This window comes from Planctomonas deserti, from assembly GCF_003067705.1.
GTDB lineage: Bacteria > Actinomycetota > Actinomycetes > Actinomycetales > Microbacteriaceae > Planctomonas > Planctomonas deserti.
Genome location: NZ_QANL01000003.1, coordinates 78,957 through 92,976, shown reverse-complemented (window position 1 = coordinate 92,976; position 14,020 = coordinate 78,957). Strand labels below are relative to the sequence as shown.

The window sequence follows — 14,020 nt, the reverse complement described above, 5'->3', positions numbered from 1 at the left end:
GCGTGTCTGCATCCCGAGGACCCCGCGGTTCCCGCGGGCCCCGTGGACCGTACAAGCGGGGCATCGAGCGTCGCCGGGCGATGGTGGAGACCGCCATGGGGGTGTTCGGCGAGAGCGGGTTCCGGGGCGGGACGCTCCAGCAGATCGCGGACCGCATCGGCGGGACGCCCGCGGCGATCCTCAAGCTGTTCGGCAGCAAGGAGAACCTGCTGATCGCGGTCCTGGAGCACTGGGGGGCGGTCACCCGGGAGGTCGTCGGCGAGGGCACGCGCGGACCGGCCCACCTCGACGGGTACCGCAGGCTGATGGCCTATCACGTGACGCACACCGGGCTGCTGCAGCTGTACCTCACCATGGCGGCGGAGGCGACGTCCCTCGACCATCCCGCGCACCGCTTCATGACCGAGCGCTACGCCGCCACGCTCGCGGAGATGCGCCAGGTCTTCCTCGACGGGGTGGCCGACGGGGACTTCCTGCCCATGACGGCGGAGGAGATCGAGCACGAGGCCGAGTGGCTGCTCGCTGCCATGGACGGCCTGGAGACCCAGTACCTGCTGAACCCCGGGTTCGACCTCGAGCGGTCGTTCGGGCTCTACGTCGAGCGTCTCCTCCTGCGCCTGGCCCGGCCCCGGGACGTCGTCGCGGCCGGTGAGGTGCCCGACCCGGGACCTCTTCCGCCGATCCCGGAGCCGGGTCGGGCACCGCACGGGGTGGGCTGGGCGGAGCCGGTCAGCGGAAGTCCCGGGATCGGGTCGGCGGCGCCATGATCAGGGGCTCGAAGCGGTCGGCGACCAGGTTCGTCACGCCCTCGGGCGAGCGCTCGAGCATGCCGCGGATGATCAGCGCCGGCGAGTCGCGGGCGACCCGGCGGTAGCGTCCCCACACCCCGACGCTGCAGATGACGTTGAGGATGCCCGTCTCGTCCTCGAGGTTCAAGAAGGTCATGCCGCTCGCGGTGGCCGGGCGCTGGCGGTGCGTGACGATGCCGCCGACCTCGACCCGGCGGCCGGGCTCGGCGGTGCCGAGCGACGCGGCCGCGAGCACGCCGCGGCGGTCGAGCGCCTCCCGCAGGTGCCGCACGGGGTGGTCGTCCGCCGACATCCCCGTCGCCCACAGATCCGCGAGCAGCGTGTCGAGGTCGGTGGGCATCGCGAACAGCGGCGGCTGCACCGTGACGACCGTGCCGGGCAGGAACTCCTCGCGGTCCTGCGCCGCGTTGCCCGCGTTCCACATGGCCTCCCGCCGGAAGAGCCCGAACCCGTCGAACGCGCCCGCCGCCGCGAACGCCTCCACCTGCGCCGTCGTGAGCCCGGTGCGGCGCACGAGGTCGTTCATGTCGCGGAAGTCCCCGCCGCGATCCCGTTCGGCGACGATGCGCTCGGCGAGCGCCTTGCCGATGCCGGTGACCTCGTCGAGCCCGAGCCGCACGGCGAAGGCGCCGTCGCGCCGGTGCTCGGCGAAGTCGAAGTGCGCCGACCGGTCGTACGGCGCCACGGGCGGCTGCTCGAAGTCGAGGCAGGCGTCCCGGCCCGTCGGCGCCGCGTCCCGCCCGTCGATCAGCTCGAGCCCGGCCATCACGCCGGAGCGCAGGATGTCGGGGCGCCGCACCTCGACGCCGTGCCTGCGGGCATCCGCGACGAGCGTCTGCGGCGAGTAGAAGCCCATGGGCTGGGCGCGCAGCAGGCCGGCCAGGAAGGCGCCGGGGTAGTGCAGCCGCAGCCACGAGCTCGCGTAGACGAGCAGCGCGAAGCTCAGCGAGTGGCTCTCGGCGAAGCCGAAGCTCGCGAACGCCTGGATCTTCGAGTAGATGTCGTCGGCCACCTCGCCGGTGATGCCGTTCTCGGCCATGCCGAGGTAGAGCTTCTCGCGCAACGACTCGATGCGCTCGATGCCGCGCTTCGAGCCCATCGCCCGGCGCAGCAGGTCGGCGTCCTCACCGGTGCAGCCGCCGACGGCCATGGCCACCTGCATGAGCTGCTCCTGGAAGATCGGCACGCCGAGCGTGCGCTCCAGCGGCTCCTCGAGCTTCGGGTGCAGGTAGGTCACCGGCTCGTCGCCCAGCTTGCGGCGCACGAACGGGTGCACCGCGCCGCCCTGGATCGGACCGGGGCGGATGAGCGCGATCTCCACGACGAGGTCGTAGAACCGGCGCGGCTGCAGGCGCGGCAGGAGCCCCATCTGCGCCCGGCTCTCCACCTGGAAGATGCCGATCGAGTCCGCGCGGCAGAGCATGTCGTAGACGCCCTGCTCCTCCCGCGGCAGGCTGTCGAGCCCCCACACCTCCCCGAGGGAGTCGCCGACAAGGTCGAACGTGTGCTGCAGCGCCGCGAGCATGCCGAGGCCGAGCAGGTCGAACTTCACGAGCCCCATCCACGCGCAGTCGTCCTTGTCCCACTGCAGCACGGTGCGCCCCTCCATCCGGCCGTGCTCGATGGGGCACACCTCCCCCACGGGACGGTCGGTGAGCACCATGCCGCCCGAGTGGATGCCCATGTGCCGCGGGAACTTGAGCACGTCGGTCGCGAGGCCGACGACGGCCGGCGGGATGTCGTGGTCGTCGCTCGAGACGAGGGAGCCCCAGCGCTCCACCTGCTTCGACCACGCGTCCTGCTGACCAGGGCTGTGGCCGAGCGCCTTCGCCATGTCGCGCACGGCGTTCTTGGGCCGGTAGCTGATGACGTTGGCCACCTGCGCGGCGTTGTGCCTGCCGTACTTCTCGTAGACGTACTGGATGACCTCCTCGCGGCGGTCGGAGTCGAAGTCGACGTCGATGTCCGGCTCCTCGTCACGCATGCTGGAGAGGAAGCGCTCGAACGGCAGGTCGTAGAAGATCGAGTCGACCGCCGTGATGCGCAGCAGGTAGCAGACCGCGGAGTTCGCGGCCGAGCCGCGGCCCTGGCACAGGATGCCGCGCTGCCGGGCGAAGCTCACGATGTCGTGCACGATGAGGAAGTAGCCGGGGAAGTCCTTCGCCTCGATGACGCCGAGCTCGCGCTCGATGCGCTGCCGATCCCTGTCGCCGAGGTTCGGGTACAGCTCGGCCGCGCCGTCCCAGACGAGCTTGCGCAGCCAGCTCATGGGCGTGTGCCCCTCGGGCACCTGCTGCTTGGGCAGGCCTGGGCGGGCGCGGCGCAGCTCGAAGCCCAGGTCCTCGGCGAACTCGACGGTGCGCTCCACCGCCCCCGGATAGCGCGCGAACCGCGCGCGCATCTCGGCGCCCGAGCGCAGGTGCGCCCCGCTCGTCGCGGGCAGCCAGCCGTCCATCTCGTCGAGGCTGCGGCGCGCCCGCACCGCGGCGAGGGCCGTGGCCAGGTGGTGCTGCTTCGGGGTGGCGTAGTGCACGTTGCCCGTCGCGATCACGGGCAGGCCGCGCAGCCGGGCGATGTCCGCGAGCGCGTCGTTGTGGGTCGTGTCGAACGGGTCGCCGCGGTCGTAGAGCTCCACGACGACGCTGTCCCGGCCGAACAGCTCGATGAGGCCGTCGACCTCCCGCCCCGCCGCGCGCTCCCCCTCCGCCGCGAGGGCCTGGCGCACCCGGCCCTTGCGGCATCCGGTGAGCACGAGCCAGGACCCGGCGGCGCGGCGCGCGAGGTCGTCGATGTCGTAGAGCGGGCGGCCCTTCTCCTCCCCCGCCAGCTGGGAGGCCGTGAGCGCGGCCGCGAGCCGGTGGTAGCCCTCCTCCCTGCGGGCAAGCACGACGAGGTGGCTGCCCTCGGGGTCGGCGACGCCGTTCTGCGGCGCGGTGAGGCCGAGCGAGAGCTCCGCGCCGAACACGGTGCCGATGTCGTGCGCCTCCGCCGCCTCCGCCATGCGCACGATGCCGTACAGGCCGTCGTGGTCGGTGAGGGCGAGCGAGTGCAGGCCCAGCCGCGCCGCCTCCTCGAGCATCGCCTCGGGGGAGCTCGCGCCGTCGAGGAAGCTGAAGTTGGAGTGCGCGTGCAGCTCGGCGTACGGCACGGCGGGCGCGATCGGCTCCGGTTCCGGGGTAGCGGGCGGCAGGTACGCGCCGCGCTTGTGCGACCACGCCGGGCTGTCGCCGCCGTCGCCCGCGTGCTCCTGACTCGCGCGCCCGGACAGCCGGCGCTCGAGCTCGGACCACGGGATGGGCGGGTTGTTGAAGCCCATCAGTCGCCCCGCCCATTTCTATACCCGGCCATCAGTCGTACCTCGCCTCTGCGCACCACGCGCCGCGCTCGAGCACGAGGAGCCAGGCGGTGCCGTCCGCGTCCACCACCTGGAAGCGGTGCGCGCTGCGACTCGTCTCCGCGTCCCACCAGCGCTCCTCGAGCGGCCACGGGCCCGCCCAGGCCGTGACGGCGCGCACGGCGTCGGTCGCGGTCGCCGGCGCGAACGCGGCGGGCGCACCGGAGAGCGCGCCCCGCTCGTCCACCTCGACCGACCGGCCGCCCGCGTCGAGCACGATCACCGGCGGCGGGGCGCGGAACACGGTGGAGGGCGGCAGCGGCGGCAGCTGCCCCGGCCACGGCTGGTCGGCCGGTCTGTCCGGCACCGGCCGGTCGCCCCAGGCCACGAGAGTCTGCCGGTCGGCGAGGCTGCGGCCGCCGCCGATCACCGCCGTGAGCACGCCGCCGTGGCCGAGCATGCTCTGCACGCGGGAGAGGCCGTGGTGGATGCGCTCGTCCGGTCCGCCGCCCCACAGCCCCACCTCGTGGTTGCCGATGGAGTCGACGCTCTCCGGCGCCACGCGCACCCGGCTGATGGCGGAGCCGAGACCGCTGTCGATGGCGCCGCTGCCCTGCAGCTGCCAGCGCACGCGGTCGACGACGTCCGACGCGGTGAACGAGCGCGGATGCAGCCAGGTGCGCTCCGAGGTCTCCCCCGTCTCCGTCCGCACCTCGATGCGGACGGCCGTGCAGACGAGCTTCGCCTCGGTGAGCGCGTCGAGGAACCGGTCGGCGGTGGCGCGGAAGCCGAACGTCACCTGGTCGACGCGGTCGAGCGGCGGCTCGAACTCGATGGCGCGCTCCAGCTGCTCGGGCGGCACGCGCGGCACGACCGCGCGGCTGTCGAGGCCGCTCGCCAGGGCGTGCAGGCGCGCGCCGTGCTCGCCGAACCGGCCGTGCACATCCACCGCGGGCAACGCGGCGAAGTCGGCGAGCGTGTTCACGCCGAGGCGCCGCAGCAGGGTGACGAGCGCGGGATCGTCGAGCAGGCCGATGGACAGCGGCGCGAGGAACGCCGCGGACTCCCCCTCGGGCACAACGCGCACGCGGCCCGGCCCGGTCAGCGTGCTGCGGGCCGCGTGCTCGGCGGTGAACGGCCCGTCCGCGACGCCGACGCGCGAGTCCGGGAGCCCCTGCGCGTCGAGGCAGTCGAGCAGGGCGCGCGCGGCCGGCTCCTCTCCGCCGTAGTAGCGGCTCGGCCCCCGGCTGCGGATCGCGCACATGCCCGGCCGCAGCAGCTGCGTGCCCGGCATGAGCTCCTCGATCGCGTCGACGACGCCGTCGAACGTGCGGTGGTCGATCAGCGGGTCGTAGGGCTGGACGAGAAGCTCGGGGGCCCGGGACTGCGCCTCCCGCACGCGCAGGCCGCGGCGCACGCCCGCGCGCCGCGCGGCGGCCGAGCAGGCGAAGACGAGCCCTTTCTCGATGAGCGCGATGGGCGCGTCCGCGTCGAGGTGCCCCGCCCGGACCGCGGCCGTGACCGGCCAGTCCGGGCACCACAGCACGAGCGTGCGCACGACGGACGGCACGTCCCGCGTCGTCCGCACCGCTCCCCCCGTGTCCGTCATCCCGCCGCCTCCCGCAGCACCGGCCGCAGGTCGGGCTGCGCGGCCTGCGGAACGCGCCCCGCCGAGCGGAAGGCGGCCTCGCGATCGGGCAGCCACAGCCGGGCGCTGCGCGGCCTCGCGTGGGTGCGGCTCGTGACGGTGACCGTCACCTGGCGGGCCGAGAGGTAGCCGTGCCCGTTGCCGATGCCGCTCCAGTCGCTCTCCGACAGGCTCAGCATGGCCTCGCTCTGCGGCCAGGTGCCGAGCACGATGAGCGTCGCGTCACGCTGCCGCAGCCGGGCAGCCAGCCGCGCGACGCTCCCGTCGTCCGCCCGGCGCGGGGGCCGGGTGACGACGACGCCCATGACGTCGGCGATGGCCGCGGTGACGGCGAGCCACTGGTCGCCCGGATCGGGCACGAGCACCAGCCGGTCGAGGTCGATGCCGAACCGTGCCGCGGCCTCGACGCCGAACTCGGGCACGCCGACGACCCCGCACCACGAGCCGGCGGCGGACGGGCCGGCGAGCAGGGCCATGAGCAGGGTCGCGGAACGGTCGACGGAGTACACGGCCCCCTGCTTAAGAGAGCCGCCGGGCAGCAGCTCGGCGATGGCGGGGTGGGTGGGGATGCTCCGGCTGTCGAGCTTGCTCGCCTGCATCTGCCGGATGCGCGACTGCAGCGTGCGCACGGTGTCGGCCGTGGATGCGGCGCCCGCGGCGCCGCCCGCGGCATCTCCCATGTCTCCCGCGTCCGCCGCCTGGGTGGCAGACGCGCGGCCTGCGGGCACCCGGGACACCGGCGTATCATGCGTAGATACGCTCGAAGCCGCTGCGGAGATCACCCCTCTATGATCGAACATAGCTTCGACGATAGCAATCCCCGCCGACATCCCCGGCGTGTCGTCTGGCATCGCCCGGGATCGCCCGCGACGCCCGGATCCACGGCCGAGGACCTGCCCCGCAGCACTCTCTCACCCGGCACCGACATCGGTCGCGCGACGCCCAGCCGAGGCGGCGTGACACAGGCGGCGTGAAGCCGGTGAGGAGGCCATGCGAGGGCGACAGAACCGAGGCCACTTCCCTTCCCGCCCCTCCTCTTCCCCTCGATTTCCCCTCGGGGGGCCTATCCTGGGGCAACGCCCCCCTGCGGGGTGGGCATCGGGTGCGAGAGCACCCGCGGGGGCCGCCTCTCTTCCTCTGGGACGACAGCGGAGCGCGCGCATCCGCACCGGAACGATCGCAAGCATGAAGGAAGCGCGGATTGCCCCACACCGATGACGAGCAGCTGCGGCTTGAGAGTCTGCAGGCCCTCAACCTCTTCGGCACCGAGGTGGAGACCCGGTTCGACCGGCTCACGTACATGGCCGCGGAGTACTTCGGCGTGCCCCTCGCGGGACTCGGCCTGCTGGGCGAGAAGTCCATCTGGTTCAAGTCGCACATCGGCTTCACGGACGCGGAGATCCCTCGCGAGGGCAGCCTCAGCGAGACCACCCTCGATTCCGCCCTCGTCGTGGTCGAGGACATGGCCGCCGTGCCGCAGTTCACCGGCCCGCAGAGTGTCGCCCAGAGACTCGGCATCCGCTTCTACGCCGCGCACCAGCTGCTGACGAAGGAGGGGCAGGTCGCCGGCTTCTTCGCCGTCGCCGACCACGTGCCCCGCACGTTCACGCAAGAGCACCGAATCGCACTCGGCGTCATCGCCCGCTTCCTCGAGGAGGAGCTCGCGCGCGAGTCCGAGGCCGAGCGCGCCCAGCAGGTGGCGAAGGCCCTGGCCCCCAAGGCCAACGTGCTCGTGCCCGGATACGAGATCGCCGGTGCCTCGACCTCCGCCCGCGTGGTGGGCGGTGACTTCTTCGACTGGCAGAAGGACGTCAACGGCGGCATCACCTTCACGGTCGCGGACGTGATGGGCAAGGGCATGGGCGCGGCCATCATCGCCGCGGGACTGCGGGCCGTGCTGCGCTATGCGGCCACCGAGAGGGTGGGCGCGACGATGCAGCGTGTCGCGGGAGCGATCTATGAGGACCTGTCGAGCACGGGCTCGTTCGTCACCCTGCTGCACGCCAGCCTCGACGTGCAGAACGACGTCGTGCACTACGTCGACGCCGGGCACGGCCTCGCCATGGTTGTGCCGGAGGACGGCGGTGTCGTTCGCGTGCCGACCGGCGGTCCGCCGCTCGGATTGTTCCGCGAGGACACGTGGGAGCGGCAGAGCGTGCCTCTCGGGCCGGGCGACACGTTCCTGGTCTTCAGTGACGGCGTGCTGGAGCTGTTCGACGGTTCCCTCGCGTCCCTGTACGAGGTGGCGCGCGTCGTGAGCGACGCCGGATCGCCGGAGAAGGCGGTGCAGGCGCTGGCCGGCGCCGTTGACCCGGACGACCTCTTCGACGACGTGACGGTGGTCGCGCTCAAGCGCCTCTGACTCTGATCGCGCTTTCGCGCCGCGCCACCGATCAGGCCTTCGGGGCGGACCTCGGGTGCCAGGAGTCCTCGAGCATGTGCGGCCGGGCGAGGTAGACGCCCGCGACGCTCGCGGCCGCGACCGGCACGAGCAGCATGATCAGCGGCACCTGCCAGGACCCCGTGATCTCGTGCACGAGGCCGAACAGCAGCGGACCGAGGGCGCCGATGACGTAGCCGAAGCCCTGCGAGAAGCCGCTCAGCACGACCGACCCGCGCTGGGTGCGGGTGCGCAGGTTGATGAGCACGAGCGTCACCGGGAACAGGATGGGCCCGAGCCCCGCGAACAGCACCCAGAGCCAGGTCAGGGTGGCCGGCGCGAAGAGGAGGCCGGCGTAGCCCGCGACGAAGAACCCGACGCCGACCTGCACCAGGATGCCGACGTTGCGCATCCGCACCGCGAGGAACGGCACGACGATCGCCGCGGGAAGTCCCGCGAAGCCGAAGAGCGAGAGCAGGGCGCCCGCGGCCGCGGGCGTCGTGTCTGCGGTGTCGACGAGCAGCAGCGGAAGCCAGGCGAACATGGCGTAGGCGTTGAAGGAGGACGCGGCCTGCACGACCATGATCGACCAGGCGACGGGCGACCGCCACGCGCGACCGACCGGGCCGGATGCGGCGCCGCCGAGCTCGGGCGAGTCCTCCCGGCTCACCCGCCTGCGGTGCTGCACGAGCAGGGCGATCCACGGCACGAGCGCGATCAGGGCGAGCGCGGCCCAGGAGCCGATGGCGACGCGCCAGCCTACCGTGTCGGCGACCGGGGCGGCGATCAGGGTCGGCACGCCCGTGCTCACGGAGAGCATGACCGTGGTGACCGAAGTGAACATGCCGATGCGGTCGGGGAAGTAGCGCTTGATGAGGGGCGGCATCAGCACGTTGCCGAAGCCCATGCCTGCCAGGGTCAGAGCCGTGGCGACGCCGAACACCTCGAGGGAGTCGGACAGGCCGCGCACCAGGTGCCCGACGGTCATCGCCACGAGTGCGCACACGACCGTGAGCTCGAGCCCCGCTCTGCGGGCGACGGTGGGAGCGAGGAGGCCGAAGAGCGCGAAGCAGACGGGCGGCAGCATCCCGAGCACGCCGACCGAGGCGGTGGTGAGCGGGATGTCCACGCCGACCTCGTCGATGATGGGCGAGAAGACCGCGACGGCGCTGCGCAGGTTGAGGGCGAGGACGATGAGCCCGACGACGGCGAGGCCTCTGCCCGCCCAGACGGGAGCCGGGCGGGAATTCTGCACCGCGCAAGTCTACGGCGGCGTGACCCGCCGCCCGCGCCCGCCGGGAACCGTCCCGAGCGGACGCCGCTCGGTCTCGGAAAGGCGCCGCATGACCACCACCCGGACGCGACCGTAGGCTGGGGAGATGAGCGACTTCGCCCGATTCCTCCCCCTGAGCCAGGGCCCCCGCGAGCCGGAGGCGAAGGTCACGGGCAACTGGAGCAGCGAGATCGCGGTGATCCTCGAGCAGGTCGCCGATCTGCTCGACGCCCTCTCCCCTGAGCAGTGGGAGAGCGCGAGCATGTGCGACGGGTGGCGCGTCCGCGATGTCGCGGGGCACCTCGTGTGGCGGCTGGGGTCGAGCACCGGGCGGATGCTCGTGACGGGCGGGCGCGCCTGGTTCGGCAAGCGCCTGAATCCGATGGACGCGATCGGCGATCTCAGCATCCAGGCCGCCGAGGCCTCCTACGAGGACCTCGTCGACCGCATCCGCGAGATCGCCGACGACAAGCGCATGGGCAGGGGGCGCGTGCGCATCACGGAGTTGACCGAGGCCGTGGTGCACGCGTACGACATCTCGCACGCGCTCGGCGTCGACCTCCAGCTCGAGCCGCGTGCGACGGGCGCCGTGGCGCTCGCCCGCATCCTCGTGGCGCCCACCCCGATCAGGGCGGTGCTGCGCGCCCGCACGCTGACGGCGACCGACGCGGGCTGGCACTTCGGCAGCGGGCCGGCGCTCAGCGGCACCTCGTCGACCCTGATCCAGTTCCTTTTCGGCCGCCGGGCCTGCCCCACGCTCGACCCCTCCTAGGGGTCGTGGGGTTGGCCGCAACTCAGCAGATCCGCCCCCGGCCCCCACGCAATTCAGCAGAATCACCCTCCCCGGGCACGCAACTCAGCAGATCCCAGCCGACACGCCGGCCAGGAAAGGTGACACGCCGACGCACGAACGGATTCTGCTGAATTGCGCCGGAGAGGGTGCGCGTTTCAGGCTCTGCTGCGCGCATCGCAGGCTGGGCGGGGCTTCGGGCGGGACACAGCTGTTCGCAACACAGGCTCTCCGGCTCCGAAGGCCCGGCCCTCCCCCGGTTCCGTGCGGCTACGGGTGTGAGGGAGCCTGTGTCGGTACCGAGACAGCCTGTATTGGCCACGTGCTCGTTCCCGGGCGACGACTCGGTGCCCGGAGTGCGCCCCTCAGCAAGTCGCCCCTAGCTCCCCTACTCGGTGCGGAAGTTGATGGCCTTGTGGGTGCCGTCGCAGTAGGGCTTCAGAGTGGAGACACCGCACCGGCAGAGGGCGACGGTGCGCCGGTCGCGCGGCACCGGCTCGCCGTCCGGCGTGACGATCCGCACGTTGCCGCGCACCAGCAGCGGCCCGTTCGGGCAGGCGACGATCTCGGGCAGGTCCTGCTCCTCGCGCATCGAGGTCATGTCGGCTCTCCTTCCGCCGCCTCGGCGACTAATCGTGGACTCTGTGGGGAAGCTGATCCGGTGGCGTCTGGAGCGGGCGCCGCCGGGATCCCACCGCCGGCTAGCGACGCAGCCACCCGGCGGCGCAGCTCCCGCCTGGGCGTCGCGGCGCGCAGCAGCCGGCCGCCGGAGTAGCGCACGCCGCCGCGAAGGCGGGCGCCGAGCGCGAGCCACACGCAGAGGCCGCGCTCCCCCAGCCAGAGCGGCAGCCACAGCGCGCTCGTCGCCGGGAACACCCGGGTGCCCCGGCCTCGCCGACGACCCAGCTCCGCGAGCACGACGAGCCCGAGCACGCCCGCCGCGACGAATCGGGGCCGTCGCGCCAGCACGGCGAGCATCACGAGCGGGAGGATCGACAGCTCGGCGATGAGTCGGGGCGGTTGGGCGAAGTCGTCGTACGCCTGGCGCACCCGCTGCCCGAGGAAGTGCCGGACCGTCGGGGGCATCCGGCGGACGAACAGGTCGTCGGCGCGGCGCTCGCGCCCGCCCGCCGCCCGGACCGTGCGCAGCAGTTCGAGGTTCTCGAACAGGACGTCGCCCGCGTAACCGCCGGCGGTGAGCAGGAGGGAGCGGCGCACCGCAAGCGTGCCCGGGTAGTCCGAGCCGAGGGCGCGGTTGAGCAGGGACCGGGACGTGTCCCAGCGGGCGTGCCAGGGACGCGGTTCGAAGTAGTTCGCGGGCCGCACGGTCTCGGCTTGGTCCAGAAGCTGGACGACACGGGCCAGGGCGTCCTCCGTGTAGCGCACGTCATCGTCCGCGATCACGACGCGCTCGGCGCGCGCGTGGCGCAGTCCCGTGACAACGCCGGCGACCTTCCCGTTGCCCCCGGGCCACGGCTCCGGCGCCATGTGCCGGACCGCGGGCGGCAGCGCCACCGCGAGCCGGTCGAACAGCGCCCGCTCGGACCCGTCCACGACGAGGACCGGGATCCAGCGGGACAGCTCGCCGAGGTACCCGACGAGCTCGTCCCGCCCCGCGTCGTCCGACCAGCGCAGCGGAAGCACGTACTCCGCGTCGATCATGCAGGCAGCGGCTGCGACAGTGGCGCCTGCGGCAGCGGCTCCTGCGACAGCGATGCCACCGACGCCCGCGCCTGCTCCTGCTCCCGCGCCTGCCCCTGCCCCTGCTCCTGCGCAGGCGTCCGCAGCGAGCTCCTGCCCGCGGTCCACGCGTCGAGCACCTCCCCGGCCGCCCAGCCGTCGACGGCGAGGCACGCGGCCGCACCGAACATCACGTCGGCGAGGAGGCCGGGATCCGACTCCACGAGCCCGCCCGCGAGGTCGCGCCCGGCGATCTGCTCGTGCACGGCATCCGCCTCGACGTGCTCGTCGAAGTACCAGGTCACGTCCTCGCCGTAGCCGAGCCGGCGGAAGCCGTTGCCGTAGAAACGGCTGGGGATGGACGAGGTCATCTCGAACGCGGCGAGGTGGCCGACGATGCAGCCGCGGAGGCGGCGGTGCAGGCCGAACATCGACATCATGTTGAGCGAGGCGAGCGTGAGCGCGGACACGGAGTCGACGTAGGTGCCGTAGCGGTCATCGAGCCCGAGCCCGCGCATGGTGCGCGCGAAGATCGCGGAGTGCACCCGGCCGGGACGACCACCGCCGTACTCGTCGGACTGGATCTCCACGAGGGCCGCCTTCGCCCGTCCGCGCAGGCGGGGAATCGCCCAGGAGTGCGGGTCCGCCTCCTTCAGCGTGTAGATCGAGCGCTGCATGAGGAACTCGTGCAGCTGCTCGTCCGTCGCCTTCTTCGCCACGAAGCGCGAGAGGGACGGGCCGCCATCGGCGGAGGTGAGGTCGAACAGAGCCTGGGCGACGGCCTCGGCGCTCGCCTCGGGCAGCGCGGGAGTCGGGATGGCGGCGTGCAGCTCGGCCTCGAAGCGCTCCTCGATCAGGGCGCGAGCCGTGAGCAGGGTCGGATCCCACTCCCAGCGGTCGTCGACGCCCTCGATGCCGCCGTACTGCAGCTCGTACAGGGCGAACAGGGTCAGCTGCAGGTCGTCGTCGCGCAGCAGGTCGGGGGTGGCCGCCATGGCCGCGCGGACGGACTCGACGAGGCGGGACGGGTCCGCGGCGGCTTCGAGGAGCACGTCGAGGAGGGCGGCGCTCGCCGGGCCGCGGGGGGTGGGAGGGATCATCGGGGCGGTCGCGCTCCGCATAACGTCGTCGTTCGCTTGCATGCCTCCAGTCTGCTCGCAGGGGACGCCGGAGACCTGGGCAAAGCTGGAGAAGTGCCGGGCGCGACGGTGATATAGAACGTCGGCGCGGAACGGCACCGACGCGCCGAGCACAGCGCCGGCTCCACCCCGCGTCCACATCCGGCGGCCGCCCCTATCGTCCCCGCCGCGCGGACCCGTATCCTGCAGGAACCGAAGCCGACGCGTTTCGAGAATGGAGCGACTCATGGCCGACAAGTCACCGAAGAAGAGCAGCACGAAGACGACCGCTGCGAAGTCCCTCAAGGAGAAGCGCGCGGAGAAGCGCGCCAAGCAGGACAAGAAGGGCTGACCCCCTTCGAGGCCGAGAGGAGCCGGGCCGAGCGCCCGGCTCCTCTTTTTCCGCCCACTCTCCGGCTGAGGTCCTGCTCAGCGGGACGCGATCGGGAACGCGATGTCGACGACGGGCTCCTCGGGTCCGGCCGCCTCGAAGTCCCCGAAGTACACCTCACGGGGCGACCCGATGATCGTCTCCCCGTGCTCGCCGATCCACTTCTCGACCGCGTCGTAGGCGGTGAGGATGGCGGGGAACTCGACGAGCGGCTTCGGGATGCTGACGTAGGCCTCGCGGTGGGCCGGCTCCACCCGGGCGGCGAGACCGACGCGCTCGAGCAGCGCCGGATCCACCGGTGTGCACACCTCCACCGGCCCGTCAGCGACCTCGTCCACGACGCCGTGGTAGATCACGGAAGGAGCGGCGCCGGATCCGCCCGCGGCCTCGATGGCTGCACGCTGGCGGTCGACCACCTCGCTGATCAAACCGGAGATCGCATCGACCGTCACGTGACGCTGCTCCGCCAGGACCGTCTGCTCCGGCACCTCCCTCACCAAGACCTCGAACATGTCCGTTCCTCCTTCCGTTCGGGTGATGCGCCGTAGTAACTTGTGGACGGTGTGAACATTAGTCGCTCCGCCCTCGCAGCAGAAG

The 14,020-nt window shown here is 72.6% G+C and carries 11 protein-coding genes; 3 read left to right on the top strand and 8 right to left on the bottom strand.

The window, feature by feature from the left end:
- The first annotated feature begins 2 nt into the window (after positions 1 to 2).
- On the top strand, positions 3 to 767 hold the full coding sequence (locus DAI20_RS11160; protein WP_159085009.1) for a TetR/AcrR family transcriptional regulator: 765 nt from the start codon (positions 3 to 5) through the stop codon (positions 765 to 767).
- On the opposite strand, the gene DAI20_RS11155 is transcribed toward DAI20_RS11160, so the two are convergent.
- The 3 genes from DAI20_RS11155 to imuA' are packed head-to-tail and all read right to left on the bottom strand — an operon-like array spanning position 730 to position 6,528.
- Complete coding sequence (locus DAI20_RS11155; protein WP_108250820.1) at positions 730 to 4,125, bottom strand: error-prone DNA polymerase; 3,396 nt, start codon at positions 4,123 to 4,125, stop codon at positions 730 to 732. The genes DAI20_RS11160 and DAI20_RS11155 overlap by 38 nt on opposite strands.
- A gap of 31 nt (positions 4,126 to 4,156) precedes the next feature.
- The gene (locus DAI20_RS11150) at positions 4,157 to 5,752 is read right to left on the bottom strand and encodes a DNA polymerase Y family protein (RefSeq protein ID WP_108250818.1); all 1,596 of its coding nucleotides are present in this window, start codon (positions 5,750 to 5,752) and stop codon (positions 4,157 to 4,159) included.
- Positions 5,749 to 6,528, bottom strand: coding sequence for a DnaE2-dependent mutagenesis accessory factor ImuA' (imuA', locus tag DAI20_RS11145; RefSeq protein ID WP_240606040.1), 780 nt, complete (start codon positions 6,526 to 6,528; stop codon positions 5,749 to 5,751). Before imuA' ends, DAI20_RS11150 begins: the two co-directional genes overlap by 4 nt.
- A 464-nt stretch (positions 6,529 to 6,992) precedes the next feature.
- On the opposite strand from imuA', the gene DAI20_RS11140 reads away from it, so the two are divergent.
- Complete coding sequence (locus tag DAI20_RS11140; protein WP_108250814.1) at positions 6,993 to 8,153, top strand: PP2C family protein-serine/threonine phosphatase; 1,161 nt, start codon at positions 6,993 to 6,995, stop codon at positions 8,151 to 8,153.
- A gap of 31 nt (positions 8,154 to 8,184) precedes the next feature.
- On the opposite strand, the gene DAI20_RS11135 is transcribed toward DAI20_RS11140, so the two are convergent.
- Entirely contained in the window at positions 8,185 to 9,426 is a 1,242-nt protein-coding gene (locus tag DAI20_RS11135; protein WP_108250812.1) for an MFS transporter, read from the bottom strand.
- A gap of 124 nt (positions 9,427 to 9,550) precedes the next feature.
- On the opposite strand from DAI20_RS11135, the gene DAI20_RS11130 reads away from it, so the two are divergent.
- On the top strand, positions 9,551 to 10,216 hold the full coding sequence (locus DAI20_RS11130) for a maleylpyruvate isomerase family mycothiol-dependent enzyme (RefSeq protein WP_108250810.1): 666 nt from the start codon (positions 9,551 to 9,553) through the stop codon (positions 10,214 to 10,216).
- Between the two features lie 406 nt (positions 10,217 to 10,622).
- Here the strand turns inward: DAI20_RS11130 and DAI20_RS11125 are convergent, their stop codons facing one another.
- The 4 genes from DAI20_RS11125 to DAI20_RS11110 form a co-directional block, all read right to left on the bottom strand.
- Entirely contained in the window at positions 10,623 to 10,835 is a 213-nt protein-coding gene (locus tag DAI20_RS11125; protein WP_108250807.1) for a CDGSH iron-sulfur domain-containing protein, read from the bottom strand.
- Complete coding sequence (locus DAI20_RS11120) at positions 10,832 to 11,896, bottom strand: glycosyltransferase family 2 protein (protein WP_108250805.1); 1,065 nt, start codon at positions 11,894 to 11,896, stop codon at positions 10,832 to 10,834. Before DAI20_RS11120 ends, DAI20_RS11125 begins: the two co-directional genes overlap by 4 nt.
- Positions 11,893 to 13,014, bottom strand: coding sequence for an iron-containing redox enzyme family protein (locus DAI20_RS11115; RefSeq protein ID WP_108251667.1), 1,122 nt, complete (start codon positions 13,012 to 13,014; stop codon positions 11,893 to 11,895). The genes DAI20_RS11120 and DAI20_RS11115 overlap by 4 nt, the downstream gene beginning before the upstream one ends.
- Before the next feature lie 447 nt (positions 13,015 to 13,461).
- A complete protein-coding gene (locus DAI20_RS11110) occupies positions 13,462 to 13,935 on the bottom strand; it encodes a GyrI-like domain-containing protein (protein ID WP_108250803.1) in 474 nt (157 codons plus the stop codon).
- Positions 13,936 to 14,020: the final 85 nt, after the last annotated feature.